Origin of the sequence: Streptomyces sp. YIM 98790 (genome assembly GCF_011421595.1) — a bacterium.
Classification (GTDB): domain Bacteria; phylum Actinomycetota; class Actinomycetes; order Streptomycetales; family Streptomycetaceae; genus Streptomyces.
Window position 1 is genome coordinate 1 of record NZ_WTLH01000046.1, and the last position, 24321, is coordinate 24321.

The 24321-nt window shown below is 75.6% G+C and carries 24 protein-coding genes, 1 pseudogene and 1 riboswitch; of the genes and pseudogenes, 16 read left to right on the top strand and 9 right to left on the bottom strand.

The annotated features are described in order from the left end of the window. Positions 1–1949, top strand: a pseudogene (locus GQS09_RS10715) (hypothetical protein); the annotation flags it as partial. Here the strand turns inward: GQS09_RS10715 and GQS09_RS10720 are convergent. Continuing rightward, complete coding sequence (locus GQS09_RS10720) at positions 1946–2359, bottom strand: PPOX class F420-dependent oxidoreductase (protein WP_165985787.1); 414 nt, start codon at positions 2357–2359, stop codon at positions 1946–1948. The pseudogene GQS09_RS10715 and the gene GQS09_RS10720 overlap by 4 nt on opposite strands. 204 nt (positions 2360–2563) lie before the next feature. Between GQS09_RS10720 and GQS09_RS10725 the strand changes: the two genes are divergently transcribed. Then, positions 2564–3022, top strand: a complete 459-nt coding sequence (locus tag GQS09_RS10725) for a hypothetical protein (RefSeq protein WP_165985788.1) — start codon at positions 2564–2566, stop codon at positions 3020–3022. Between the two features lie 43 nt (positions 3023–3065). Here GQS09_RS10725 and GQS09_RS10730 read toward each other — a convergent pair whose 3' ends face one another. The 5 genes from GQS09_RS10730 to GQS09_RS30335 form a co-directional block, all read right to left on the bottom strand. Continuing rightward, positions 3066–4448: an L-serine ammonia-lyase gene (locus tag GQS09_RS10730; protein ID WP_165985789.1), complete on the bottom strand. Its 1383-nt coding sequence runs from the start codon at positions 4446–4448 to the stop codon at positions 3066–3068. A 136-nt stretch (positions 4449–4584) separates the two neighbouring features. Continuing rightward, complete coding sequence (gene glyA / locus GQS09_RS10735; RefSeq protein ID WP_165985790.1) at positions 4585–5865, bottom strand: serine hydroxymethyltransferase; 1281 nt, start codon at positions 5863–5865, stop codon at positions 4585–4587. Between the two features lie 88 nt (positions 5866–5953). Beyond that, positions 5954–6337: a glycine cleavage system protein GcvH gene (gene gcvH, locus GQS09_RS10740; RefSeq protein WP_165985791.1), complete on the bottom strand. Its 384-nt coding sequence runs from the start codon at positions 6335–6337 to the stop codon at positions 5954–5956. 99 nt (positions 6338–6436) lie between these two features. Next, entirely contained in the window at positions 6437–7597 is a 1161-nt protein-coding gene (gene gcvT, locus GQS09_RS10745; protein WP_165985815.1) for a glycine cleavage system aminomethyltransferase GcvT, read from the bottom strand. A 189-nt stretch (positions 7598–7786) separates the two neighbouring features. Next, positions 7787–7921: riboswitch (glycine riboswitch) on the bottom strand. A gap of 164 nt (positions 7922–8085) precedes the next feature. Beyond that, a complete protein-coding gene (locus tag GQS09_RS30335; protein WP_165985785.1) occupies positions 8086–9042 on the bottom strand; it encodes a hypothetical protein in 957 nt (318 codons plus the stop codon). 231 nt (positions 9043–9273) lie between these two features. Here GQS09_RS30335 and GQS09_RS10755 point away from each other — a divergent pair, with 231 nt between their 5' ends. From GQS09_RS10755 to GQS09_RS10770, 4 genes are all read left to right on the top strand, one after another. Then, the gene (locus GQS09_RS10755; RefSeq protein ID WP_165985792.1) at positions 9274–10044 is read left to right on the top strand and encodes an enhanced serine sensitivity protein SseB C-terminal domain-containing protein; all 771 of its coding nucleotides are present in this window, start codon (positions 9274–9276) and stop codon (positions 10042–10044) included. A gap of 259 nt (positions 10045–10303) precedes the next feature. Continuing rightward, complete coding sequence (locus tag GQS09_RS10760; protein ID WP_243761294.1) at positions 10304–11089, top strand: enhanced serine sensitivity protein SseB C-terminal domain-containing protein; 786 nt, start codon at positions 10304–10306, stop codon at positions 11087–11089. 30 nt (positions 11090–11119) lie between these two features. Further along, on the top strand, positions 11120–11773 hold the full coding sequence (locus GQS09_RS10765; protein ID WP_165985794.1) for a trimeric intracellular cation channel family protein: 654 nt from the start codon (positions 11120–11122) through the stop codon (positions 11771–11773). A 99-nt stretch (positions 11774–11872) separates the two neighbouring features. Further along, positions 11873–12733: a thioesterase family protein gene (locus GQS09_RS10770; protein ID WP_165985795.1), complete on the top strand. Its 861-nt coding sequence runs from the start codon at positions 11873–11875 to the stop codon at positions 12731–12733. A 102-nt stretch (positions 12734–12835) separates the two neighbouring features. Here the strand turns inward: GQS09_RS10770 and GQS09_RS10775 are convergent, their stop codons facing one another. Continuing rightward, positions 12836–13471, bottom strand: coding sequence for a GNAT family N-acetyltransferase (locus tag GQS09_RS10775; protein WP_165985796.1), 636 nt, complete (start codon positions 13469–13471; stop codon positions 12836–12838). A gap of 84 nt (positions 13472–13555) precedes the next feature. On the opposite strand from GQS09_RS10775, the gene GQS09_RS10780 reads away from it, so the two are divergent. The 5 genes from GQS09_RS10780 (at position 13556) to GQS09_RS10800 (ending at position 17121) form a co-directional block, all read left to right on the top strand. Continuing rightward, on the top strand, positions 13556–14029 hold the full coding sequence (locus tag GQS09_RS10780) for a Dps family protein (RefSeq protein WP_165985797.1): 474 nt from the start codon (positions 13556–13558) through the stop codon (positions 14027–14029). A gap of 44 nt (positions 14030–14073) precedes the next feature. Continuing rightward, on the top strand, positions 14074–14271 hold the full coding sequence (locus tag GQS09_RS10785) for a DUF5988 family protein (RefSeq protein ID WP_165985798.1): 198 nt from the start codon (positions 14074–14076) through the stop codon (positions 14269–14271). Positions 14272–14775: 504 nt separating this feature from the next. Next, positions 14776–14919 carry a hypothetical protein gene (locus GQS09_RS10790; RefSeq protein ID WP_165985799.1) on the top strand — a complete coding sequence of 48 codons (144 nt, stop codon included), beginning with the start codon at positions 14776–14778 and terminating at the stop codon, positions 14917–14919. Positions 14920–15042: 123 nt separating this feature from the next. Beyond that, positions 15043–15678: a response regulator transcription factor gene (locus tag GQS09_RS10795; protein WP_165985800.1), complete on the top strand. Its 636-nt coding sequence runs from the start codon at positions 15043–15045 to the stop codon at positions 15676–15678. 42 nt (positions 15679–15720) lie between these two features. Beyond that, positions 15721–17121 carry a diaminopimelate decarboxylase gene (locus GQS09_RS10800; protein WP_165985801.1) on the top strand — a complete coding sequence of 467 codons (1401 nt, stop codon included), beginning with the start codon at positions 15721–15723 and terminating at the stop codon, positions 17119–17121. Between the two features lie 67 nt (positions 17122–17188). Here the strand turns inward: GQS09_RS10800 and GQS09_RS10805 are convergent, their stop codons facing one another. Further along, positions 17189–17872 (bottom strand): N-acetylmuramoyl-L-alanine amidase, encoded by a 684-nt coding sequence (locus GQS09_RS10805; protein ID WP_165985802.1) that lies wholly within the window; start codon positions 17870–17872, stop codon positions 17189–17191. A 392-nt stretch (positions 17873–18264) separates the two neighbouring features. Here GQS09_RS10805 and GQS09_RS10810 point away from each other — a divergent pair, with 392 nt between their 5' ends. After that, positions 18265–19443: a cysteine desulfurase family protein gene (locus tag GQS09_RS10810; protein ID WP_165985803.1), complete on the top strand. Its 1179-nt coding sequence runs from the start codon at positions 18265–18267 to the stop codon at positions 19441–19443. 177 nt (positions 19444–19620) lie between these two features. Continuing rightward, the gene (gene mnmA / locus GQS09_RS10815) at positions 19621–20742 is read left to right on the top strand and encodes a tRNA 2-thiouridine(34) synthase MnmA (RefSeq protein WP_165985804.1); all 1122 of its coding nucleotides are present in this window, start codon (positions 19621–19623) and stop codon (positions 20740–20742) included. An 89-nt stretch (positions 20743–20831) separates the two neighbouring features. On the opposite strand, the gene GQS09_RS10820 is transcribed toward mnmA, so the two are convergent. After that, positions 20832–21644 (bottom strand): carbon-nitrogen hydrolase family protein, encoded by an 813-nt coding sequence (locus GQS09_RS10820; RefSeq protein ID WP_165985805.1) that lies wholly within the window; start codon positions 21642–21644, stop codon positions 20832–20834. Between the two features lie 104 nt (positions 21645–21748). Between GQS09_RS10820 and GQS09_RS10825 the strand changes: the two genes are divergently transcribed. From GQS09_RS10825 to GQS09_RS10835, 3 genes are all read left to right on the top strand, one after another. Beyond that, positions 21749–22324: a TIGR00730 family Rossman fold protein gene (locus tag GQS09_RS10825; protein WP_165985806.1), complete on the top strand. Its 576-nt coding sequence runs from the start codon at positions 21749–21751 to the stop codon at positions 22322–22324. Between the two features lie 94 nt (positions 22325–22418). Next, complete coding sequence (locus GQS09_RS10830) at positions 22419–23108, top strand: SDR family oxidoreductase (protein ID WP_165985807.1); 690 nt, start codon at positions 22419–22421, stop codon at positions 23106–23108. A gap of 96 nt (positions 23109–23204) precedes the next feature. Beyond that, entirely contained in the window at positions 23205–24263 is a 1059-nt protein-coding gene (locus tag GQS09_RS10835) for a methionine synthase (protein ID WP_165985816.1), read from the top strand. Positions 24264–24321: the final 58 nt, after the last annotated feature.

A 24321-nucleotide genomic window follows, 5' to 3' on the forward strand; every position in this document is an offset into this window, starting at 1 on the left:
CCTCGCTCCTCACCTCCGCGGGCGGCCCCGCCCCGGCCACCGCGGCCGCCCCGGCCGTGCCCGCTCCCCCCGCCGCCACGGGCGCGCCCGCCGCCGACGGCCCGTCCTCCGGCATTCCCGCCATCCCCGACGACTTCACCGACCTGGTCACCCTCGCCCGGGAGCTGGAGGCCACCGGTCACCCGGCCGACACTCTGCTGTGGGACCGGATCGCCGAACGCGTCGCGGCCGGCGGCCATCCGCACGATCCCGCCCTGGGCCCGGCCGGACAGCTCCGGGCCGAGCTCGCCGAACAGCGCGCACGGCACGCCTCCCGCGCCGACCGGATCGACGAGGCACGCGCCGGAATGGCCGAGGCCGCCGGACTGTTCGCCGCCGCGGGCATGCCGCGCCGGGCCCTGGAGATACGGGCCCGCGCCGCCTCCTGGCTGATCCGCCAGCGGTGCGAGGACCCGGGCGACGGCGGCGCCGCCGACATCGCCGCCGACGTCGCCGCCGCCTGGGCGGAACTCGGCGCCGTCCGCCGCCGCGCCGAAGCCCTGCTCACCGGCTCCGCCGGCGGCGAGGACGGCGACCGGGACCGGGAGCGGGCCGCCGACCACTACCTCGCCGTCCTGCTCGCCCACGCCTTCGCCGCCCTGCACCGGGCCGTTGCCGAACTTCCCGACCCGGCCCCGGAAACCCTCGACCGCTTCACCTCGCTGTGCCGGACGGCGCTCGCCGAGGCCGAACGGCTGGACAGCCCCCACCACGCCGCCGGGGTCCGGCACTACACCGCCCACCTCGCCCTGCGGCGCGGCGAATGGGAGCGCGCCGCCGCCGAGGCCGAGACCGCCCTCGCCGAGCTGGAGCGGGCCGGGCGCCCGTGGCGCACCTGCTGGCCGCTGGCCACGCTGGCCCAGGTCCGGCTGGCCCAGCACCGGCCCGAGGAGACCACCGACCTGATGCACCGGGCCCTGGCCGTCGCCGCCCGCTACGGCGACCGGGAGTTCCCGGTGGGACCCGGTCATGTCATGCTCGCCGAGGCCGCCGGCCGCTCCGGCGATGTGCTCGGCGCCATCCGCCACTTCACCGAGGCCGCCGACCGCTCCGACCGGACCGGGGAGCCCGACGAGGCCGCCGGCATACGGCTGCGGCTGGCCGGCCTGCTGTCCGCCACCGGCCAGCAGGCGGACGCCGTCGCGGTGCTGGAATCCCTGGTCCGGGAGGAGGCCGCGGACCGGCTCGACGAGCGGCTGGCCGCGCAGATCCGTCTCACCCTGGGCCGCGGCCTGCGGGAACTCGGCGAGAACCGGGAGTCCGCCGAGGTGCTGCTGGCCCTGGCCGACACCGTGGCGGCCTGGCCGGACCAGGACGTCCACACCATGGTCGCGTGCGAGGCGGCACGTTCGCTGGCACGCACCGGCAACGGGGAGGCCGCCGGCGCCGCCCGCGACCGTGCCCTGGCCTCCCACCGTGCCGCCCCGCATCCGGACGCCGTGCTGGACATGCTGCGCGACCTGGCCGAGTGCGCCGTGTCCGGCGCCGGACACGGCGCCGAGGCCGCGCTCGCCCTGCTCGCCGAGGCCGACACGCTCTGCGCCGAGGCCGCAGCCGCCGGGCCCGCCGAAGGAGGCGGACCCGGCGAACCCTTCGCCGCCTGGCACCACCGGGCCCTCACCCACACCGCCCGCGCCCGCGTGCTGGTCTCCGCCGAGCGCGCCGAGGAGGCGCTGGCCGAGGCCGAACGGGCCATCCGGGCCGCCGAGGAGGGCGGCGACGAGGGCGAGGCCCACCGCGCCGAGGCGGTGCGCATCGCCGCCCTGATCGAGGGCCGCAGCCTGGACCGCCCCGGCCCGGCCCGCGAGCGTCTCGCCGACGCCGTCCGCCGCTGCCGGGCCGCCGGCCTGGACGGCCCCGCCGAGGTCCTTGAGTCCCTCCGCCGCTCCCTGCTGCCCGGGGAGGCCTAACCGCCGGGCTTGAGCGCCCCCCAGCCGTGCCAGCGCTCGATCTCGATCCAGGCACTGACCCGCGGGCTCTTCCGGTCCGGATACCGCCGGCCGGTGTAGTGCCGGGCCAGCCGGTCGATGTCCGCCAGACCCTGGTCGTCGCGCAGCTCGGCGACGCGCCCCAGCACGCTCAGATGGGTGTACCAGTTCCCCTCGTCCAGCACGGTGAGCGAGACCCGCGGGTCCCGGCGCAGGTGGGCCAGCCGCCGACGGCTCTCGTCCATGTTCACCAGCACCCGCCCCTGGTCCTCCCACAGGTACCAGGTGGCGGTCGACACCGGCTGTCCGTCCGGCCGCAGCGTGGTGATCACCGCGGGGTTCGGCTTGCGCAGTACGGCAACGGCTTCCTCGGGCAACGGCGGCCTGGGCATTCTCTCCTCCTCGGATGCTGCGGACAGTGCACGGCTCGAAGCTACTCGCGGTACGCCCGGTCCGTCCGTCCCCGCGCCGCCCGGCGGTTGCCCTGTGCAGCGACTTCTCGTAACGGCCCGCGCCGCCCTCCGCCGTGGTAGGTATCACTCTGCGGCCCGGGCCGGAGCGATTCCGGCAGGGAGCCCGGGCGGCGGGGGAGAACCATGGACACCATTCGCCCGGAGCGGCCGCGAGAGCTTCAGGATGCGCTGCGGCGGCTGTCCCGGAAGGGCAGCGTGCAGGTGGTGGCGCTGCTGGCCGTGCCGACGCTGGCGTTCTGCGCCGTGGCGGCGATCGCGGCCTGGTCCGGCCAGGCCCGGCAGGACGGCTGCAGCAGCCTGTTCGTGGTGCTGACTCTCGCCGATCTCGCGGACCATGAACTGCAGGGCGCGGACTACCGTGTCCACCCGCTGCACGCCGCCGCGAGTCCATGGAGAACGAGCGCCGCCGGAGCCGTCGCCGGCTCCAGCGGCTCGGCAGTGTCCGCAGACAGGCGCATCGTCACCGGGACAAGCGGCTCCTGGAAAGCGAGCTGGACGAACTGGAACGGGCGGCCGGCTACCCCATCGGCCGGGGGGTGGTCCGGCTGCTGTCCGTCATGCCGGGGCTTGTCGCGCTGGTGAAGCTCGGGGACGAGCTCAGCAGGGCCCTGTAGACCCGGGCCGCTCAGCACTCGACGACGTTGACGGCGAGGCCGCCGCGGGCGGTCTCCTTGTACTTGACCTTCATGTCGGCGCCGGTCTCCTTCATGGTCTTGATGGCCTTGTCCAGGGAGACGTGGTGGCGGCCGTCGCCGCGGAGGGCGAGCCGGGCGGCGGTGACGGCCTTGACCGCGGCCATGCCGTTGCGCTCGATGCACGGGATCTGGACGAGGCCGCCGACCGGATCGCAGGTCAGGCCGAGATTGTGCTCGATGCCGATCTCGGCGGCGTTCTCCACCTGTTCCGGGGTGCCGCCCAGCACCTCGGCCAGACCGCCGGCCGCCATGGAACAGGCCGAGCCGACCTCCCCCTGGCAGCCCACCTCGGCGCCCGAGATGGAGGCGTTCTCCTTGAACAGCATGCCGATGGCCGCGGCGGCGAGCAGGAAGCGGATCACACCGTCGTCGTCCGCACCCGGTACGAACCGGGTGTAGTAGTGCAGCACCGCCGGGATGATGCCGGCCGCGCCGTTGGTGGGAGCGGTGACCACCCGGCCGCCGGCCGCGTTCTCCTCGTTGACCGCCATCGCGCAGAGGGTGACCCACTCCATGGCGGTCTCCGCGCGGTCGCCCTCGGCGCGCAGCTGGCGGGCGGAGTGCGCGGCGCGGCGGCGGACCTTCAGCCCGCCGGGCAGGATGCCCTCCTGGGCCAGCCCGCGCCGCACGCAGTCCCGCATGGTGTGCCAGATGCGCAGCAGGGAGGCGCGGATCTCCTCCTCGGTGCGCCAGGACTTCTCGTTCTCCAGCATCAGGGCCGAGACGGACAGGCCGGTCTCGCGGGTGAGGCGCAGCAGTTCGTCGCCGGTGCGGAAGGGGTGGGGCAGCCGGGTGTCGTCCAGCTTGATGCGGCCCGCGCCGGCGGCGTCCTCGTCCACCACGAAGCCGCCGCCCACCGAGTAGTAGGTCTTGGCGAGCAGCGGGGCGCCGCCGGCGTCGCAGGCGGTGAGCACCATGCCGTTGGCGTGGTGCGGCAGGGAGCGGCGGCGGTGCAGCACGATGTCCCGGTCGGGGTCGAAGGGGACGGTGTGCGCGGTGCCCAGGTCGGCGGCGAGCAGGGCGAGGGCGCCGGAGGCGCGGACCCGGTCCAGGGCGGTGTCGGCGTGGCCGATGTCCACGGTGTCGGGGGTGTGGCCCTCCAGGCCGAGCAGCACGGCCTTGGGCGTGCCGTGCCCGTGGCCGGTGGCGCCCAGCGAGCCGTAGAGCTCGGCGCGCACCGTGCGGGTGACGGCGAGCAGGCCCTCGCTCTTCAGCCGGCGGGCGAACATCCGGGCCGCGCGCATCGGCCCGACCGTGTGCGAGCTGGACGGCCCGATGCCGATGGAGAACAGGTCGAAGGCGGAGAGGGCCATGGGGCGGACTCCTTTGTCCGGTGTTTCCGGGTACGGCAGGGGCGGTCCGGGGGCCGCCGCCGGACGGGGGTGGGGCCGGCGGCGGCCGGGTGCCGGCCGGGGCGTGGCCGGCCGGGGCGTCCGGGTGGTCCGCAGGTCAGCGGGCCAGGCCGGGGTAGAGCGGATGCCGGTCGGCCAGGGCGGCGACCCGGCGCTTCAGCGGCTCGGCGTCGTGGCCGGGCCGCAGGGTCCCGGCGATGATGTCGGCGACCTCCGCGAAGTCCTCGGCGGTGAAGCCGCGGGTGGCCAGTGCGGGGGTGCCGATCCGCAGGCCCGAGGTCACCATGGGCGGCCGCGGATCGTCGGGGACGGCGTTGCGGTTGACGGTGATGCCCACCTCGTGCAGCCGGTCCTCGGCCTGCCGCCCGTCCAGCTCGGAGCGGCGCAGGTCGACCAGGACCAGGTGGACATCGGTGCCGCCGGAGAGCACGGACAGGCCGGCCTCGGCGGCGTCCGGCCGCATCAGCCGCTCGGCGAGCAGCCGGGCGCCCTCCACGGTGCGCCGCTGCCGCTCGCGGAACTCCGCGCTCCCCGCGATCCGGAAGGCCACCGCCTTGGCGGCGATGACGTGCTCCAGCGGCCCGCCCTGCTGGCCGGGGAAGACCGCGGAGTTGATCTTCTTGGCGTGCTCCGCCCGGGAGAGGATGACGCCGCCGCGCGGGCCGCCCAGCGTCTTGTGGGTGGTCGTGGTGACGACATCGGCGTACGGCACCGGGCTGGGGTGCAGGCCCGCGGCCACCAGCCCGGCGAAGTGCGCCATGTCCACCATGAGCAGGGCGCCGGTCCGGTCGGCGATCTCCCGGAAGGCGGCGAAGTCCAGGTGGCGCGGGTACGCCGACCAGCCCGCGATGATCAGCTTGGGGCGGTGCTCGGCGGCCAGCCGGGCCACCTCCTCCATGTCCACCCGGCCGGTGGCGGGGTCGACGTGATAGGCCACGACGTTGTAGAGGCGGCCGGAGAAGTTGAGCCGCATGCCGTGGGTGAGGTGGCCGCCGTGCGCCAGGTCCAGGCCGAGCACGGTGTCGCCCGGCTGGAGCAGCGCGAACAGCGCCGCGGCATTGGCCGAGGCGCCGGAGTGCGGCTGGACGTTTGCCGCCTCCGCGCCGAACAGCTCCTTGACCCGGTCCCGGGCCAGGGACTCGATGACGTCCACATGCTCGCAGCCGCCGTAGTAGCGGCGGCCCGGATAGCCCTCGGCGTACTTGTTGGTGAGGACCGAGCCCTGGGCCTGGAGTGCCGCCAGCGGGGCGAAGTTCTCCGAGGCGATCATCTCCAGGGTGGACCGCTGACGGTGCAGCTCGGCGTCGACGGCGGCGGCGACCTCCGGGTCCACCTCGTCGAGCGGCCGGTTCAGCAGGGAGGAGGGGCGGGCGGGCATGCGGCATTCCTCGGGTGACGGGGACGGCGGCGACGGGGACGGCGGCGAGGGGAGCGGTGACGGTGACGGTGACGGCGGGGTCAAGGCGTCACTCGCTGAGGAAGGCGGTGTACTCGTCGGCGGTGAGCAGCTCGGGCTCACCGGCGGAGGTGTCCACCCGCACCTTGAACAGCCAGCCGGCCTCGAAGGGCGAGGAGTTCACCAGCGACGGGTCGGCCACCACGTTCTGGTTGACCTCGGTGACCTCGCCGCTGACCGGTGAGTAGAGATCGCTGACCGACTTGGTGGATTCGAGTTCGCCGCAGGTCTCGCCGGCGCTCACCGCGCTGCCGGCCTCGGGGAGCTCGACGAACACCACGTCGCCCAGCGCGCCGGCGGCGTGGGCGGTGATGCCGACCGTCGCCACGCCGTTCTCGGCGGGGGACAGCCACTCGTGCTCTTTGCTGTAGCGGAGCTGCTCGGGGTTGCTCATGGGGTGGATTCTCCCGGATGAAGACGGTGTCTGCGCAGGTGAAGGAAACGGCGTGGAGTGAAGGCCGGCGGGCCCTCCGGGCCCGGTGCCGGCCCGTGCTCAGCGTTCGCGCCGGTAGAAGGGCAGTGCGGTGACCGCGGCCGGCTGCCGGGTGCCGCGGATGTCCACGGCCACGCCGGAGGTGCCGGCCGGGGCGGGGGCGGCGTACCCGGCGTCGACGTACGCCATGGCGATCGGCACGCCCAGGGTGGGCGAGGGGGCGCCCGAGGTGACCTCGCCGATGACCGTGCCGTCCGGCCCGGTGACCGGGTAGCCGGCCCGCGGCACCCGGCGGCCCTCGGAGACCAGGCCGACCAGCGTGCGCGGCGGGCTGCTCTCCGCCCTGGCGGCGGCGGCCTCCAGCGCGGCGCGGCCCACGAAGTCGCCGGGCTTGCCGAACGCGACCACGCGGCCGAGCCCGGCGTCGAAAGGCGTGGTGTTCCGGGTCAGTTCGTGCCCGTACAGCGGCATGCCCGCCTCCAGCCGCAGGGTGTCGCGGCAGGACAGGCCGCACGGCACCAGGCCGGTCCCGGCCTCGGCCCCGGCCTCGGTGAGCGCCTGCCACAGCGCTTCGGCGTCGGCCGGGGCGGCGAACAGTTCGAAGCCGTCCTCCCCGGTGTAGCCGGTGCGGGCGATCATCGCGGGGACACCGGCCACGGTGCCGGGCAGCCCGGCGTAGTACTTCAGCCCCTGCAGGTCGGCATCGGTGAGGCGGGCCAGGACGCCCTGCGCGGCCGGTCCCTGGACGGCGATCAGCGCGTACGCGTCGCGGTCGTCGCGCACCGCGGCGTCGAAGCCGGCCTGCCGCTCGTGCAGGGCGTCCAGCACGGTCTGCGCGTTGGCGGCGTTGGCGACCACCAGGTATGCGGTCCCGGCGGTGCGGTAGACGATCAGGTCGTCGAGGATGCCGCCGTCGGCGTCGCAGATCATGGTGTAGCGGGCGCGGCCGGGGGCGAGTGCGGAGAGGTGCCCCACCAGGGCGTAGTCCAGCAGGGCGCCGGCGGCCGGGCCGGTGACGGTGATCTCGCCCATGTGGGAGAGGTCGAACAGGCCGGCGCGGGTGCGCACCGCCTGGTGCTCCTCGCGCTCGCTGCCGTAGCGCAGCGGCATCAGCCAGCCCGCGAAGTCGGTCATGGTGGCGCCCAGGGCGCGGTGCACGGCCTCCAGCGGGGTGCTGCGCGGGGCCGTCGGCTCGGGTGCGGGGTCGGCGGTGGCGGTCATGGGGATGGCTCCCAGGGGGTCGTGGAAGGCGGAGAGGTGCGTGGACGCACCCGTCTTCTCGCCCTCCCCATCTGTCATCAACACCTGAGAGGTTCGCCACAGCCCGCGTGGTGCCGTGCTGCGGGCGGTGGTTTGCACCGTGGGTGGGACCGCCCGCGGCAGGCGGGGCGGTCCGCTTTTCAGATCTGCCTTCCGTACGCGGTAGGTGGGCCTGAGAGATTCAAGGGAGGACTTGCTCCTTCGGCGCCCCGGTGGAGCCGGACGCCCGGCGGGCCATGGCTGGTCCGAGGGTGTCCGGGCCGGGGACTCTCCCGCGCGCGGTCGAGCGGCCGGTGTTCGGTTGTGCGTTCATCATCGCACGGCGCGCGCGGCGGCATGCCGCGGCCCGCCATCCGGGGGTGCCGGTGATGACGGGCCGTCCGCCGCGGGTAAGCGGCTGCGGGTCGGCGGGAGCGGAGCCGGGGGAGGGCGGGGGAGGGCGGGAGGGGTCAGGGCAGCCGGGACAGCGGCAGGCCCTCGGGCACGTCGGGAGCCGGCCGGTCGGCGGCGGGCCGTCCGGGCCGGGGCCGGTCGGCCGTGGGCCGGTCGGCTCCGGGGCGGTTCAGCGCGGGGCGGTCCAGGGTGGTGCGGTCGGGGGCCGGCAGCTCGGTTGCCGGGATGCCGCCGCCGGGCAGCCCGGCCGGGTCCTGGAGCTCCGCTGCGTCCGGGCGCTCGGCCTCGGGCGGTTCCGGCAGCTCCGGCAGCTCCGGCAGTTCCGGCAGGCCGGGCAGCTCCTCCAGCCCGGGAGCCGAGCCCGGTGTGCTGGGAAGCCCGGGCAGCTCGGGCAGTTCCGGCAGCAGGGTGTTCACGTCGGGCAGCAGGCTGCCCAGGTCCGGCAGGCCGAGTCCGCCCGGCAGCCCGGCGAGCAGGCTGTCCAGCAGACCGGTGAGCAGGTCGAGCAGCGTGCCGAGCAGCTCGCCGATCAGATCCAGCGTGGCGTTCGGATCGGCGGCGGCCACCGCGGCGGAGAGCGCCTCGAAGTCCTCCTCCAGCGGCGCGGTCATGCCGCGCAGTTCCTCCGGGGTGGCCGCGCCCGTCTCACCGGCCCGCTCCAGCAGCGGCCGGAGCGAGTCGAGCACCTGGTCCCGGGCCTCCTCGACCTCCTGGACCTCCCGCGCCATCCGGTCCCGCACCGTCTCCCGGACATCCCCGGCCTCTGTCCCCGCCTCCGCCTCCGCCCCCGCTTGCGCCCCCGGTCCGGCGGAGTCCTGTGGCGTGGCGCCTGCGGCATCCCCTCCCTGGTCGGCCGCCACGGCGAGGGTGGTGGCCCCCGTGGGGACACGTTCGGTGCCCGTGGCCAGGGCCGGGCCGGCGAAGCCGAGCAGCACGGCGCCCGCCGTCGCGGCGGCGGCCACGGCGGTGCCGATCGCTGTCGTCATGGTCTCGCTCTTGCGGTTCACGCGCATCAGGAGCCTCCGTCTGGTCCTGTGATCGGGGAACGGAAGGTGCGGGGGGCCCGCATTCCGCCAGCGTGCGGGGGGTCCGCACGCTCCGCAATCGGAGCGCAGCGCACGGTGTCCATTCGGGTGGGACGGCTCCGGGCGGCCCGCCCCGGCCGTCCGCGGCCCGGCCCGGCGGCGATCTCCCAGGTGAACGGCCGGTGCATCACCGCGCCTTGCTCGTCTATGGTGCGAGCCATGACGGATCTGGCGCCGGGAGCGGGCACGCGGGCCACTTCATGGCCCTGCAACGAGCTGGAGAAGACCCTCGACGAGTCGGTCGGCATGCCCGACGCCGGCCCGCGGCTGCTCCAGGTGCTGGCGCGCAGCCCGCTGTGGGTGCCCCTGCCCGATGGCGGGGGGCCGGACAGTCCCTCCCTCAGCCTGCCCACCCTTGCCATCGACGGCGGGGTGTACGTCCCGGTGTTCAGCTCGGCCGAGCAGTTCCTGACGGCCGCCGGCACCCACCTGTCGTATGCCATCGCGCCCGGCTGGGAGTTCGCCCGCGGCCTGCCGCCGCAGGCCGGCATCGTGGTCAATCCCGGCGGCACCATCGGCGCGCCGGTGCCGCCCAAGGCGGTCGCCGAGCTGTGCCGGGCCACGCCGGGGCAGCGGCTGGCCGGGCAGCCCAGCGGCGCCCGGATGCGGCTGTTCGAGCCCGACTGGCAGGAGGAACCGGTCGACTTCCTCGGTGCGGCGGCCGGCGAGCTGGCGGCGCTGGGCTGGGTGCGTACCGCCCGGCGCGGCCTGGCCAGCGCCGAGGGCGGGCCGCCGGCCCTGTACATCGGGGTGGAGACCGATCTGCTGGAGCCGCAGATCCGGGTCATGGTGCAGGGCGCGCTGGGGCGGGCGCTGGCCCGCCAGCCGGTGCGCTGGCCGGTGCAGCTGCTGCTGCTGGACGCCGCCGAGGACCCGGTCGTGCACTGGATGCGCCAGTGCCTCACCCCCTTCTACGACCGCGACCGGTGACCCCGCGCCGGGCCTCCGCCCGGTGCGCGGAGGCCCGGTGCGCGGGGAGCCGGTGCGCGGGGAGCCGGTGCGCGGACGGCCCGCCGCCCGGACCGGCGCGGAGCGGCAGGCGCTGGGCGGCCGTCGGCTTGCCGGCGGGGGTCGCCCGGCTGGTTACATGACGGGTGGGGCGGACGGGCCGCACGGGCCTGCGGAAGCGAGGAGGACCAGGCGGGTGAGCACGGCGAGCGAGGGCGGCGCGGGGCGCGGCGTCGAGGAGCTGCTGCCCCATGTCACGCCCGAGCGCCCGGACCTCTACGAGGCGCTGCTCGCCGCCCTGGCCGAGGGCCAGGTGTGGATGCTGCTCTGGCACGGCAGCCCGGGGGAGGAGGACGCCCAGTACGGCAGCCTGGAGGTGGCCGGCCACGGCTACGCGCCCTGCGTCACCTCCGAGCGGGAACTGGCCGCCAGCGGCTGGAACCGGGCGTTCGAGGTGGTCAGGGGCCGGGACATCGCCGCCGCGCTCTACCGCGACCACTGGGGGCTGTGGCTCAACCCGCACGCCGCGGGCGGCGGGATGGGCATCCCGTGGCTGGACCTGCGCCGCATCGCGGGCGGTCTGGACCGGCTGCCCGCCGGGCCGCTGCGCATCGGCGAGCCCAGCGTGGCCGCCCAGCCCTTCTACGACGAACTGGTCCGCCAGGCACTGCGCACCCGGGCGCTGCGCAGCCTGCGCCGGGCCTGGGTGCAGCCGGCCGTGGGAGCCCCGTACCTGGTCATCGGCCTGGAGGTGGACGAGGGCGGCGGGGAGGAGGCGGCCGAGTCGGTGCGTGCCATGATGCGCCGGGCGGTCACCGCCGTGCCGGAGGGCCTGGCCGTGGGCACGGTCGCCATGGCCGACGCCTACGATCCGGTGGCGATGTGGCTGCGCGCCAACACCCGGCCGTTCTACGACCGGGACGCGCCGGCGCCCGCGCCGCGCCACGGGGTCTACCCGCCTCCGGCGCAGCCGGCCGGCGGCGAGGGCTACGGCTACCCCCACCCGCATCCGCTGCCCGGTACCTGAGGCCGCGGGGCCTGCGGCGAGAATCGCGGGGTGGAACTGTTCACCCCCGATCTCCAGCGCTGGCTCGATCTGGCCGGGATCTTCGTCTTCGCCATCTCCGGCGCCCTGCTGGCGGTGCGGAAGAACTTCGACGTCATCGGCATCGCCCTGCTGGCCTTCGCCACCGGGCTGGGCGGCGGCATCTTCCGCGACCTGGTCATCGGCGCGGTGCCGCCGGCCGCCTTCGGTGATGCCGGCTATTTCCTCACCCCGCTGGTGACCAGCGTGCTGGTGATCTTCCTCCATCCGCAGGTGGAGCGGATCAACCGGGCGGTGCAGGTCTTCGACGCGGCCGGGCTCGGCTTCTTCTGCGTGGTCGGCACCATCAAGGCGCACGAGTACGGGCTCGGGGCCTTCGCCGCCGCCGCGCTGGGCGTGGCCACCGCCGCCGGCGGCGGTGTGGTGCGCGATGTGCTGGCCAATGAGGTGCCGCTGCTGCTGCGCTGGGACCGGGAGATCTACGCGGTGCCCGCGATGGTGGGTGCCGGATCGGTGGCGCTGCTGCTGCACTACGACGCGCTGAACGATCTGACCATGGCGCTGTGCGTGCTGACGGCCTTCGCGCTGCGGCTGCTGGCGCTGCACCACGGCTGGCGGGCGCCGCGCGCCTGGCGCCGCCGCAGCGCCCGCGCCGAGGACGGCTGACCCTCCGCGCGCTCCGCGGCACCGGGTGTCTGCGCGGACGCGGGCTGCGGTTCATCGCAAAGCTACCGCTTAGTAGGATGTGGTGCTAGGGTGCCGCCCATGGGTGAGCAGCACACGGCCGCCGCGGCCGGCACGGGGGAGAGCGAGTTCGACCGCGACACCGGCGTGGTGCGCGCGGAGCCCGGCGTCTACCACGCCGAGGTCTCCGGCGGCTGGTCCATCGTCAGCGCGGTCAACGGCGGCTACCTGACCGCCCTGCTCGGCCGCGCCCTGGCCGACACCCTGCCGCACCCGCATCCCTTCACCGTCACCGCGCACTTCCTGACCGCCACCCGCCCCGGTCCGGCGGTCATCCGCACCTCGGTGGCCCGCGCCGGCCGCAGCCTGTCCACCGGCTCCGCCTCGCTCTGGCAGCCCGGCCCGGACGGCAGGGAAACCGAGCGCATCCGGCTGCTGGGCACCTACGGAGATCTCTCCCGGCTCACCGACGACGTGCGGACCAGCGCCAAGCCGCCCGCCCTGCCCCCGGCGGAGGAGTGCCTCCCGGTGTCCGACACCCCCGAGGGCACGGTGCCCGGTGACGTCACCATGCTGGACCGGCTGGCCGCCCGCCTCGACCCGGCCACCGTCGGCTGGGCCCTGGGCCGGCCCTCCGGGCGGGGCGAGGTGAGGGGCTGGTTCGCCCTGGCCGACGGCCGGGACCTGGACCCGCTCGCCCTGCTGCTGGTCGGCGACGCGCTGCCGCCCACCGCCTTCGATCTCGGCCTGGCCAGCGCCTGGGTGCCGACCGTCGAGTACACCACCCATGTGCGGGCGCTGCCCGCGCCCGGCCCGGTCCGGGTGTCCGTCACCACCCGCAACCTGGCCGGCGGCTTCCTGGAGGAGGACGCCGAGGTGTGGGACGGCGCCGACCGCCTGGTCGCCCAGTCCCGGCAGCTCGCCCGCGCGCCGCGCGACTGAGCCGCCGCCGTCCGTCCCCCGGCGCCCGCCCGCCGGTGACACGGCCCGGCCCCCGGGCCGGCCCCGGGCGAGCGGATCACCCCCCCNGCAGCCGGCCCGCGGCTAGGCCGGGCCCTCCGGCGCGGCCCCGGCCGGCGCCGCCTCCGCCCCGGCCGGGAACACCTCCGCCAGCACCTCGGCCACCGGCCGCACCGGTGCCGGCGGCACGGAGCCCGCCGGTCCCAGATCGCGCTGCCAGTGGCTGACGTCCCGCCAGGCGCCGTGCTTCCACCCCACCGCGTGCAGCGTGCCCAGATGGCGGAACCCGAGCGCCCGGTGCAGCCGCTCGCTGCCCGGATTGGGCAGCCCGATCCCCGCGTGCACCGTGCGGAACCCCTGCGCGGCGAGGGTCGCCAGCAGTCGCTGGTACAGCGCCCGGCCGGTGCCCCGGCCGGTGTGACCGGGCGCGAGATAGACGACCGACTCGGCCGTCCAGGCGTAGGCGCCGCGTTCGCTGTACGGCCCCGCGTAGGCCACCCCGGCCACCCGCCCGCCTCCGGCCTCCGCCACCCACCAGGGGTAGCGGCCGGCCGTCCGCCGCCACAGCGCCTCCCACTCCGCCACCTGCTGCGGCTCGGTGCGGAAGTTGACATGCGAGGTGGCGATGTAGTGATTCACGAGCGCGCACACCGCGGGCAGATCGGCCGCGGCGGCGGGCCGCAGCCGGACCGGTGGGACGGGGGCCGGAGGGGTGAGCATGCGTCCCATCCTCGCAGGCGCCTGTGACGGCCCGGCGGTACGCTGGCGAAGGAAGCCGCATAAGCGTACGAAAGAGGGCATTTCATGTATGCCGTGAAGAGCACGCTGCCGGATGACACCCTCAAGATCGTGGGCGAGGCGCTCCAGGGCGCGCTGGTCGACCTCATCGACCTCTCCCTGGTCGCCAAGCAGACCCACTGGAACGTGATCGGCCACCGGTTCCGTTCCGTCCACCTCCAGCTCGACGAGGTCGTGGCCAGCGCCCGTGCGCACTCCGACACGGTCGCCGAACGGGCCGCCGCGCTCGGCCTCTCGCCCGACGGCCGGGCCGCCACCGTGGCCCACACCACCAGCATCAAGACCGCGCCGGAGAGCTGGCAGAAGGACAACGAGGCGGTGCAGACCCTGGTGGACGCGCTCGGCGCGGTCATCGAGCGCAACCGCGAACGCATGGACGCGGTCGGCAAGGTGGACACCGTCACCGAGGACATCTTCATCCAGTTCGTGAAGGACCTGGAGAAGCACCACTGGATGTTCCAGGCCGAGAACGAGTCCTGAGCGGCGGCTGACGGGCCTTCTGCCGGAAACGGACGGTGAGCGGCATGGTCAAGGCACTGCTGGAGGGCGGGCCGGGCGAGCTCCCGGAGCGCGTCGTGTCCGCCATTCCGCCCGAGGAGGAGATCAAGATCCCCTTCCGCGGCGGCTACGAGCACTTCCGCGCCACCACCCGCCAGGCGGACACCATGGAGGGCCGGCTCCCGGTCTACGAGTGGTGGGAACGCACCGAGATCGCCGAGTGATCGCCGCGTGACCCTGGCCCCGGCGTGGCGCGCCCCGCGCCACGCCGGGAAACCGGCCGGCGGCGTTCAGTTCTCACGTGACCCGGCCCGCCACCCGGCACCACGCCGCCTTCTCCCGGCTGCTGCAGCAAGAGCTCCGGGCGCGCTGCTCAACGCTCCGGAGCCCCGTGACGGACTGGCCGAGACCGCGGGGCCGCCGCACTGCGCTCTGCCCCTCGTTCTCCAGGGCGAGCCCTCGCGATCCAGCGATCCGTCCGCCGGCCCGGGCGGGACGGGCGCCGGGGGTGCGCCCGGCCCGGCGGCTCGTGACGGCCGCCGCCCATGCGGGGCGCAGGGCATCGAACGGGACCGAACGGCCCTGGTGGTCGGGGCCGAAGACCCTCAAGGATGTCAGTGGTGCCCCGTAGGTTGGTCAGCATGGAGAGGGAAGTGAGTCCCCATACTCCGGACATGACCGATGTCCGGGATTCTGCCCCGGTTCAGCCACCCGCGCAGGGGGGTTCCGTGACGGAGGCCAACGAGGCGATCCGCCGCTATGTCGCGCTCCACGGCCCCCGGCCGTGGAGCGCCGCCGAGCGCGCCGAGCTCCAGCGCCTCTACGCCGCCTGGCTGTCCGCCGTGCGGAACGGCATCGACCAGGCCGCGTGACGGCGGCCACCCGGCCCGCCCCTCCGTCTCTCCCCGCTTCTGCTTCTTTTCCCCGTTTCCTTCCCGGCTCCTTCCCGCCGCCCCGCCCGGTGCCGTTACTCTGCGCTGAGCGGAGGTGGGCGGATGGTGCGCGTGATGCTGGTGGAGGACCACCCGGTGGTGCGGCTGGGCCTGCGGACCGTCATCGAGAGCCAGCCCGATCTGCGGGTGGTGGCCGAGGCGGGCACGGGCGCCGAGGCGCTGCGGCTGGCCCGGGAGCTGCGGCCGGAGCTGGTGGTGCTGGCCCTGCGGCTGGAGGGGGCCTTCCAGGGAGCGGACATCTGCCGCTCGGTCAAGCGCCTGCCGCAGCCGCCGCCGGTGCTCGTCTACACCGCCTACAACGCCCCCGAGCAGGTGACCGCCAGCTACTTCGCCGGGGCCGACGGCTTCCTCTACAAGGGCGCCTCCTCCGAATCGCTGCTCACCGCCATCCGCGCCGTGCGCCGGGGACAGCGGGTCTGGCTGCCGCTCACCGGCCGGCCGCCCGCCGGGCCCTCCGGCGAGGCCGCTCCGGCGCTGACCGCGCGGGAACGGGAGGTCCTGGGACTGATGCTGCTGCACCGCACCAACCAGCAGATCGCCGATGCCCTGCATCTGGAGCTCACCACCGTGAAGACCCATGTCCGGGGGGTGCTGCGCAAGCTCGGCATCGCCACCCGGCGCGACCTGCTCTCCCGGCCCGGCCCGGCCGCCGCCGCCGAAGGGAGATTTCCTCCCTGAGGGAGGAAGCCCGCCGCCGCGCCCGGCTGGTGAGCTGGGGACATGACTCCGGCTACCGCCCTGGACCTGGCCGCCCGGCGTGATCTGGCGGTGCGGGCCGCCGTGGAGCAGCGGCTGCTCACCGACGACGAACCGCTGCTCGCCCTGCTCGACCTGACCGCCGTCCGCGACACCGTGCGCGCGCTGCACGCCGGTTTCGCCGAGGTCGCCGCGCCCGGCCAGCAGGTGCTGCACACCTTCGCGGTCAAGGCGTGCTCCCTGGTGCCGGTGCTGCGGCTGCTGCACGGCCTCGGCGTCGGCTGCGAGGCGGCCAGCCCCGGGGAACTGGCCCTGGCCCGCGCCGCCGGGGTCCCGGCCGGGCGCATCGTGCTGGACTCCCCGGCCAAGACCGGCGCGGAGCTGCGCGAGGCGCTGCGGCTGGGCGTCGCGGTCAACGCCGACAACGTCCAGGAGCTGCACCGGCTGGACGCCCTGGTGTCCGGGGCGTCAGGGACGTCCGGGATGTCCGGGGTGTCCGGGGTGTCCGGCGTACCGGCGCCCGCCGCCGGTCCGGGCTCTCCCGGGACGCCCGCCCGCCCCGCCCTCGGCATCCGGGTCAACCCCCAGCTCGGCGCGGGCTCCATCGGGGCCATGAGCACCGCCACCGTCACCTCGAAGTTCGGCATCCCGCTGGCCGACCCGGGCGCCCGCGAGTGGCTGGTACGGGCCTTCCTGGAACGGCCCTGGCTGACCCGGCTGCACTGCCACGTCGGCTCCCAGGGCATGCCCACCGAGGTCATGGCGGCCGGCGCCCGCGCCCTGCTGGAGCTGGCCGACGAGATCAACGAGGCCGCCGGTGAGCAGCGCGTCACCACCCTCGACATCGGCGGCGGCCTGCCGGTCAACTTCACCTCCGACGAGGCCGTCCCCACCCATGCCGAGTACGCCCGGCAGCTTCGGGCCGCCGCCCCCGGGCTGTTCGACGGCCGCTACGGCCTGGTCACCGAGTTCGGCCGGTCGCTGATCGCCAAGGCCGGCCTGGTGGTTGCCCGGGTGGAGTACGCCAAGACCTCCGGCGGCCGGCGGATCGCCGTCACCCACGCCGGGGCGCAGATCGCCACCCGGACCGTTTTCGCCCCCGGTGCCTGGCCGCTGCGGGTGGCCGCCTACGATCCGCGGGGCCGGCCCAAGCAGGCGCAGCCGGTCCGGCAGGACGTGGCCGGCCCCTGCTGCTTCGCCGGTGACCTGGTCGCCCGCGACCGGCTGCTGCCCCGCCTCGACCAGGGCGATCTGGCCGTACTGCTGGACACCGGCGCCTACTACGCCTCCACCCCGTTCGGCTACAACAGCCTGCCCCGCCCGGCCGTGTACGGCGTCACCTTCGGCGCCGACCATGCGCCGTCGCTGTCGGTCATCCGCCGCCCGCAGACGCTGGCCGAACTCGTCGCCGAATCCGGCGGCTGAGCGGCCGTGCGGCCGTGCGGCCGACCCGCCGCGAGGGCTGAGCCGGGCCGGGCCGCGCCGGAGCCCGTCAGACCGCGCGGACCATCTCGATGTAGCGCTCCCAGTCCCAGTGCGGACCCGGGCAGATACGGACAACGTCCGGCACCTCGTTGTGGCCGATGATGTGCTCCCGGTCCACCGGAATGCCGTACCGCCCGCAGATCCCCGCCACCAGCCGCGCCGAGGACTCGTACATGGCGTCCGTCAGATAGGAGGGATCGTCCGCCCAGCCCTCGTGCTCGATGCCCACGCTGCGCTCGTTGTAGCCCCGGTGCCCGGCGTGGTACGCCACGTCCAGCTCCCGTGCCATCTGCGCCACGTGCCCGTCCGCCGACCGCACCACATAGTGGGTGGAGGCCCGGTGCGAGGGGTCCTGGAAGACCCGCAGCGTGATGTCGTAGGTCGCCTCCGGCATGTGGATCACCACCCGGTCGACGGTGTAGTCCCGCGGCCGGTTGGCCCGCCGCAGATTGGCCGCCGAGGCCGGTATCCACTCCGCACCCGGATGGTCCACCTCGCCCTCCACCCGGGGCACGTCCGCCCCCGAGTGGCGCCACCACCACTCCTCCAGGCGCTCCCGCTGCCCATAGGCGGTGCCCAGCGCGAAGGCGCCCACCGCGCCGGTGAGCAACGCCCGCCGCCCGGTCCCGCGCCTGGGCCGCCCGCGGTGCCCCGCACCGGCGGAACGGCCGTCCCCCGTCGTCTCGCTCATCTCATCCTCCGGTGGAAGAACGCCGTTGCGGCCCCCGGCGGTTCCGCGTCCCGGCCCGCGCCCGCGCCCGGGGCGTGCAGCGCCGGCGTGCCGCCCTGGCCGCCGCGTCACACCGCGTCACACCGCGTCACAATGCGCCACGCCACGTCACGAGGCGTCACGCCGCGTCACACTGCGTCGCATCGGGTCTCACGAGGTCACACCGGGTCATGCGGGGTCACGCGGGGTCGCACCGGGCCACTCCGTGCCGGGCCGGGGCCGCGCAGGGCCGTACCCGGCTGTCAAGGCCGCATAGCGCCAACCGCGCCCGCCGTCGCGCTGCCGTCCTGCCGCCCTGCCGCCACCCGCCCGCGCCGGGCGGCCCGGCCCCCGCGCTTACAATCGGCCCCACCATGCCCTACTTCGACCACGCCGCCACGACCCCCATGCTGCCCGAGGCCCGGGACGCCATGGCGGCCCAGCTGTCGCTCACCGGCAACGCCTCCGCCCTGCACGCGGCCGGCCGGCGGGCCCGCCGCACGGTCGAGGAGGGCCGGGAGCGCCTCGCCGCGGCGCTCGGCGCCCGCCCCGGCGAGGTGGTCTTCACCAGCGGCGGCACCGAGGCCGACAACCTCGCGGTCAAGGGCCTGTACTGGGCGCGGCGGGACGCGGACCCGCGGCGCACCCGGGTGCTGGCGAGCCCGGTGGAGCACCATGCCGTGCTGGACACCGTCCAGTGGCTGGCCGACCACGAGGGCGCCCGGGTGGAGTGGCTGCCGGTCGACGCCCACGGCCGGGTGCATCCCGACGCCCTGCGGGAGGCGATCGCCGCCGGCCCGCACGGCCCGGACGACGTCGCGCTGGCCACCGTGATGTGGGCGAACAACGAGATCGGCACGGTGATGCCGGTTGCCGCGCTGGCCGCGGTCGCCGCCGAGCACGGCATCCCGATGCACGCCGACGCCGTGCAGGCCGTCGGCCAGCTCCCGGTGGACTTCGCCGCCTCCGGGGCCGCCGCCGTCACCGTCTCCGGCCACAAGATCGGCGGACCCTACGGCATCGGCGCCCTGCTGCTGGACCGCTCCTGGACCCCGGTGCCGGTGCTGCACGGCGGCGGGCAGGAGCGCGAGATCCGCTCCGGCACCCTGGACGTCCCGGCCGTCGCCGGGTTCTCGGTGGCCGCCGAACTGGCCGTCGCCCGGCGCGCCGAGTTCGCCGACCGGGTCGGCGGGCTGCGCGACGAGCTGATCGCCGCGGTCCGGGCGGCCGTGCCCGACGCGGTGCTCGGCGGCGACCCGGACCCGGCCGGCCGGCTGCCCGCCAACGCCCACTTCGCCTTCCCCGGCTGCGAGGGCGACTCCCTGCTGCTGCTGCTGGACGCCCAGGGCATCGCCTGTTCCACCGGATCGGCCTGCACCGCCGGGGTCGCCCAGCCCAGCCATGTGCTGCTGGCCGCCGGCACCGATCCCGAACTGGCGCGCGGCACGCTGCGGTTCTCACTCGGCCACACCACCGTCAAGGAGGACGTGGCGGCGCTGGCCGCGGCCATCGGCCCCGCGGTGGCCCGGGCCCGCGCCGCCGGCCTGTCCTGAGCCCACCCCGCATCGGCCAACCCGCATCGGCCGTCCCGCATCGGCCGTCCCGCATCCCGGCCGCGGCGCCGCCCCGGCCGTCTGTCCCGGCCGCGCCCCGCGCCCGGCGGCCCCCGTCCCCGGGTACGGTTTCCCCTTGGCCGCGCCTCGTATCGACCCCGTACCCTGGTGCGCGTGATGAGTGCTGCTCCCCGTCTCCGCGTCCTGGCCGCGATGTCCGGCGGCGTCGACTCCGCCGTGGCCGCCGCCCGGGCCGCCGAGGCCGGGCACGACGTCACCGGTGTCCATCTGGCACTCTCCGCCAACCCGCAGTCCTTCCGCACCGGCGCCCGGGGCTGCTGCACCATCGAGGATTCCCGGGACGCCCGCCGGGCCGCCGACATCATCGGCATCCCGTTCTACGTCTGGGACCTCGCCGAGCGCTTCCGGGCCGATGTGGTGGAGGACTTCATCGCCGAGTACCGGGCCGGCCGCACCCCCAACCCCTGCCTGCGCTGCAACGAGAAGATCAAGTTCGCGGCGCTGCTGGACAAGGCCCTGGCCCTGGGCTTCGACGCGGTCTGCACCGGCCACTACGCCAAGGTCGTGGTCCGCCCGGACGGCGGCCGTGAGCTGCACCGCGCGTCCGACCACGCCAAGGACCAGTCCTATGTGCTGGGCGTGCTGGACGAGCGCCAGCTCGCCCACTCCCTCTTCCCGCTCGGCGACACCGTCACCACCAAGGAGGAGATCCGGGCCGAGGCGGAGCGGCGCGGCCTGGCCGTGGCCCGCAAGCCCGACAGCCACGACATCTGCTTCATCGCCGACGGCGACACCCGTGGCTTCCTCGCCCGCCACCTCGGCAGCGAGCCGGGGGACATCCTGGACCAGGACGGCACCCGGGTCGGCACCCACGACGGCGCGCACGGCTTCACCATCGGCCAGCGCAAGGGCCTGCGCATCGGCCGCCCCGCACCGGACGGCAAGCCCCGCTACGTCCTGGACATCTCCCCGGTGCACAACACCGTCACGGTGGGCCCGGCCGAGGCCCTGGACGTCATCGCCCTCACCGCCGTCCGGCCGCGCTGGTGCGGCAGCCCGCCCGCCGGGCCGGGCAGCTACACCGCCCAGCTCCGGGCGCACGGCGAGGAGCACCCGGCCACCGCCGGGCCGGCCGGCGAGGAGGAGCTGCGGGTCCGCTTCGAGCGGCCGGTGCGCGGAGTGGCCCCCGGCCAGGCCGTGGTGCTCTACGACGGCACCCGGGTGGTCGGCTCCGCCACCATCGCCGCCACCCACCCCGCCGTCCCCGCCGATCGCTGACCACCGGCGGCGTCGTGCCCGGCGTCCCGTCGTGCCCGGCGTCCCGCCGTGCCCGGCGTCCCGGCCGGGACCGGCCGGGGCCGCCGGTTTCAGCCGGGACCGGGCAGGTCCCGTCGCCGGTTGGCCAGGACCGGGACGGTGGTGCGGGCCCGGTCGACGGGCCCGCCGGGGTCGATGTCGGTGACCAGCAGCCCCGGCTCCGGGCCGAGCGCGGCGTGCACCTCGCCCAGCGGGGAGGCGACCATGCTGTGCCCGATGCCGGTCGGGGCGCCGCCGGAGGGGGTGCCGCCCGCGGAGAGCGGGTCGGCCTGGCCGCAGGCCGCGATCCAGCAGGTGGAGTCCAGGGCGCGGGCCCGGACCAGCACCTCCCACTGCTCCCGCTTGCCCGGACCGGCGCCCCAGGAGGCCGGCACCACGACCAGCCGGGCGCCGTCCTCCGCCAGCGCCTGGAACAGCGCGGGGAAGCGGATGTCGTAGCAGGTGGCGAAGCCGATGCGGACGCCGTCCAGGTCCGCGGTCACCAGCCGGCCGCCCGGGGCGACCGTGGCCGACTCGGTGAATCCGAAGGCGTCGAAGAGATGCAGCTTGTCGTAGCGGGTGTCGATGCCGCGCCCGGTGATGAGCAGGGTGTTGGTCACCCGCCCGTCCCCGGCCGGGGTGAACATCCCGGCCACCAGCAGCAGGCCGGTGGCCCGCGCGGTCTCCCGCACCCGCCGCGCCCAGGGCCCGTCCAGCGGCTCGGCCACCGGGCCCAGCGGGACGCCGAACCGGGCCATCGCCGCCTCGGGGAACACCGCCACCTCCGCGCCGGCCGCCGCCGCGTCCCGGGCCTGCGCCTCGATGACCGCCAGGTTCTCCTCCGGCGAAGCCGTGGACAGCATCTGGCTCAGTGCGATCCGCACGTGCGCCTCCCGCGCTCCGGTGCCACCGCGGCACGACCCCCGTGCCGCTGCTCCGTGTCTACCACGCCCCCCGCCGGGCGGCGGCCGGGCATAGGCTGCCGGGCATGAACCTGTGCGTCTTCTGCTCCGCCGCCGACCTCGACGACATCTACACCTCCCCGGCGCGGGAGTTCGCCAAGGAGACAGGGCGCCGCGGCCACACCCTGGTCTGGGGCGGCTCGGACGCCGGGCTGATGAAGGTGATGGCGGACGGCGTGCAGGCGGGCGGCGGGCGGCTGGTCGGCGTCTCCGTCGAGTTCCTCCAGCACAAGGCACGCCCGGACGCCGACGAGATGATCGTCACCCGCAATCTCGCCGAGCGGAAGGCGCAGCTGCTGGAACGGGCCGACGCGGTCGTGGTCATGGTCGGCGGCACCGGCACCCTGGACGAGGCCACCGACGTGCTGGAGCTGAAGAAGCACGGCATGCACGACAAGCCGGTCGCCGTGCTCAACACGGCCGGCTTCTACGACGGCCTGCGCCGCCAGATGGAGCGCATGGAGGCGGACGGCTTCCTGCCCCGGCCGCTCGCCGAGCTGGTCTTCTTCATCGAGGACCCGGTCGAGCTGCTGGACCGGCTGGAGACCGCGGCGGACCGGGAGGCGCCCGGCGAGGCGCTCCGCACCGCCCCGCTCGGCTGAGCGGCCGTCGCGGCGCCGGCCGGCGCCCCGCGCCCACCGGCTCCGGCGTACCGTGCCCGGCCCGGCCCGGCGGGCATGGGAGATCATGTCGGGTATGGCTACGCATGTGATCACTGGCGCCGGCTCGGGTATCGGAGCGGCGGTGACGTCCCGGCTCGCCGAGCGCGGCGACGAGCTGTGGCTGTGGGCCCGGGACGCCGGCCGCGCCCGCGAGCTGCGGGAACGCTTTCCCGGCGCGCACACCCTGACGGGTGACCTGGCCGAGCCGGAGCGGCTCTCCTGGGCACTGGGCCACCAGCGGGTCCCGGAGCGGATCGACGCCCTGCTGCACATCGCGGGCGTGGTGGAACTGGGCCCGGTCGGCGAACTGACCCCCAAGGTGTGGAACGCGGTGCTGGCCGCCAACCTGGTCGCCCCGGCCGAGCTGACCCGGCTGCTGCTGCCGCAGCTGCGCGCCGCCCGCGGCCAGATCGTGTTCGTCAACTCCGGCGCCGGGCTGCGCACCAGCCCCGACTGGGGCGCGTACGCGGCCAGCAAGCACGGGCTGAAGGCGCTGGCCGACGCGGTGCGCGGCGAGGAGGCGGCCAACGGAATCCGGGTCACCTCCGTCTACCCGGGGCGCACCGCCACCCCGATGCAGGCCAAGGTGCACCAGCAGGAGGGCAAGGCGTACGACCCGGAGCAGTGGATGACGCCCGAGTCGGTGGCCGCCACCGTGCTGGCCGCGCTCGACCTGCCGCGCGGCAGCGAGATCACCGATCTCAGCGTCCGCCCCGGCCCCTGAGCCCGCCCCGCCCGTGGGAGCCCCGACATATGACCAGCGCGAAGAGTGTGGACGGCAGGGACGGCAGGGACGGCAGGCATGAGTGAGAGCAGCAGCATGAGCGCGGCGGACGGGGCGGCGGACGGCGGCGCGTTCCCCTGGGAGCCGGGCACCGCCACCGGGGTCGGCTCGATGCCGGGGACGGACATCCGGGAGACGGTGCGGGTGGTCACCGGCGCGGTGGAGGGCCTGCCCTTCCTGCCCGAACTGCCCGGCCGCGGCCCCGGCGCCGACATGACCGGCCGCACCGCCGGTCTGCTGGCCGAGATGTATGTGCAGCGGGAGCCCAGCGGCTGGCGGATCGCCGACCGCCCGGGCCGCGACACCCGCCGTGCCGCCGCCTGGCTGCGCCAGGACCTGGACACCCTGGAGGAGTTCACCCAGGGCTTCACGGGGCCGCTGAAGCTTCAGGCCGTCGGCCCGTGGACGCTCGCCGCAGCCGTGGAGCGGCGCAACGGCGAGGCCATGCTGGGCGATCCGGGCGCCTGCCGCGATCTGGCCGCCTCGCTCGCCGAGGGACTGCGGGCCCATCTGGCCGGTCTGCGCCGCCGGATTCCCGGGGCCCGCCCGGTGCTCCAGCTTGATGAGCCGTCGCTGCCCGCCGTGCTCAGGGGGCGGGTCAGGACGGCCAGCGGCTACCGCACCTATCCGGCGGTGGACCGTGCGGTGGTCCGGGACACGCTGCGGGCGCTGCTGGACGCGGCCGGCGGGCCGCAGGTGCTGCCCGCGGTGCACTGCTGCGCGCCCGGCCTGCCGTTCGGCCTGCTGCGCGAATCCGGCTTCCGCGCGGTCTCCTTCGACCTCTCCCTGCTCACCGAGCGTGAGTACGACGCGGTGGCCGAGTCGGTGGAGGCGGGGGTGGCGCTCTTCGCCGGGGTGCTGCCGGGACACGGCACCGCGGGCCCGGACGGCGAGGGTCCGTTGTCGGACCCGGCCGGTACCGTCAGTGGTGTCCGGACGCTGTGGCGCAGGCTGGGGCTGTCTCCGGAGTCCGCTGCGCGGGCGGTGGTGGTCACTCCGTCCTGCGGGCTCGCGGGGGCCTCCCCGGCGTATGCCAGGGCCGCCCTGGAGCACTGCACCCGCGCCGCCCGGACCCTGGTCGACGACCCTGTGTGACGACCCTGCGCGGCAAGCCAGTGTGACGACCGGTGTGACGAGTGAGCGATCCAGCCGA

What these genes read in the sequence shown, in the direction of transcription:
- GQS09_RS10720 (WP_165985787.1), bottom strand. Translation starts at nt 2,359, where the DNA reads ATGCCCAGGCCGCCGTTGCCCGAGGAAGCCGTTGCCGTACTGCGCAAG.
- GQS09_RS10825 (WP_165985806.1), top strand. Translation starts at nt 21,749, where the DNA reads ATGAACCTGTGCGTCTTCTGCTCCGCCGCCGACCTCGACGACATCTAC.
- gcvH (WP_165985791.1), bottom strand. Translation starts at nt 6,337, where the DNA reads ATGAGCAACCCCGAGCAGCTCCGCTACAGCAAAGAGCACGAGTGGCTG.
- GQS09_RS10805 (WP_165985802.1), bottom strand. Translation starts at nt 17,872, where the DNA reads ATGAGCGAGACGACGGGGGACGGCCGTTCCGCCGGTGCGGGGCACCGC.
- mnmA (WP_165985804.1), top strand. Translation starts at nt 19,621, where the DNA reads ATGAGTGCTGCTCCCCGTCTCCGCGTCCTGGCCGCGATGTCCGGCGGC.
- GQS09_RS10730 (WP_165985789.1), bottom strand. Translation starts at nt 4,448, where the DNA reads ATGGCCCTCTCCGCCTTCGACCTGTTCTCCATCGGCATCGGGCCGTCC.
- GQS09_RS10810 (WP_165985803.1), top strand. Translation starts at nt 18,265, where the DNA reads ATGCCCTACTTCGACCACGCCGCCACGACCCCCATGCTGCCCGAGGCC.
- GQS09_RS30335 (WP_165985785.1), bottom strand. Translation starts at nt 9,042, where the DNA reads ATGCGCGTGAACCGCAAGAGCGAGACCATGACGACAGCGATCGGCACC.
- GQS09_RS10775 (WP_165985796.1), bottom strand. Translation starts at nt 13,471, where the DNA reads ATGCTCACCCCTCCGGCCCCCGTCCCACCGGTCCGGCTGCGGCCCGCC.
- GQS09_RS10835 (WP_165985816.1), top strand. Translation starts at nt 23,205, where the DNA reads ATGAGCGCGGCGGACGGGGCGGCGGACGGCGGCGCGTTCCCCTGGGAG.
- gcvT (WP_165985815.1), bottom strand. Translation starts at nt 7,597, where the DNA reads ATGACCGCCACCGCCGACCCCGCACCCGAGCCGACGGCCCCGCGCAGC.
- GQS09_RS10830 (WP_165985807.1), top strand. Translation starts at nt 22,419, where the DNA reads ATGGCTACGCATGTGATCACTGGCGCCGGCTCGGGTATCGGAGCGGCG.
- GQS09_RS10780 (WP_165985797.1), top strand. Translation starts at nt 13,556, where the DNA reads ATGTATGCCGTGAAGAGCACGCTGCCGGATGACACCCTCAAGATCGTG.
- GQS09_RS10725 (WP_165985788.1), top strand. Translation starts at nt 2,564, where the DNA reads ATGGACACCATTCGCCCGGAGCGGCCGCGAGAGCTTCAGGATGCGCTG.
- glyA (WP_165985790.1), bottom strand. Translation starts at nt 5,865, where the DNA reads ATGCCCGCCCGCCCCTCCTCCCTGCTGAACCGGCCGCTCGACGAGGTG.
- GQS09_RS10795 (WP_165985800.1), top strand. Translation starts at nt 15,043, where the DNA reads ATGGTGCGCGTGATGCTGGTGGAGGACCACCCGGTGGTGCGGCTGGGC.
- GQS09_RS10755 (WP_165985792.1), top strand. Translation starts at nt 9,274, where the DNA reads ATGACGGATCTGGCGCCGGGAGCGGGCACGCGGGCCACTTCATGGCCC.
- GQS09_RS10770 (WP_165985795.1), top strand. Translation starts at nt 11,873, where the DNA reads ATGGGTGAGCAGCACACGGCCGCCGCGGCCGGCACGGGGGAGAGCGAG.
- GQS09_RS10785 (WP_165985798.1), top strand. Translation starts at nt 14,074, where the DNA reads ATGGTCAAGGCACTGCTGGAGGGCGGGCCGGGCGAGCTCCCGGAGCGC.
- GQS09_RS10800 (WP_165985801.1), top strand. Translation starts at nt 15,721, where the DNA reads ATGACTCCGGCTACCGCCCTGGACCTGGCCGCCCGGCGTGATCTGGCG.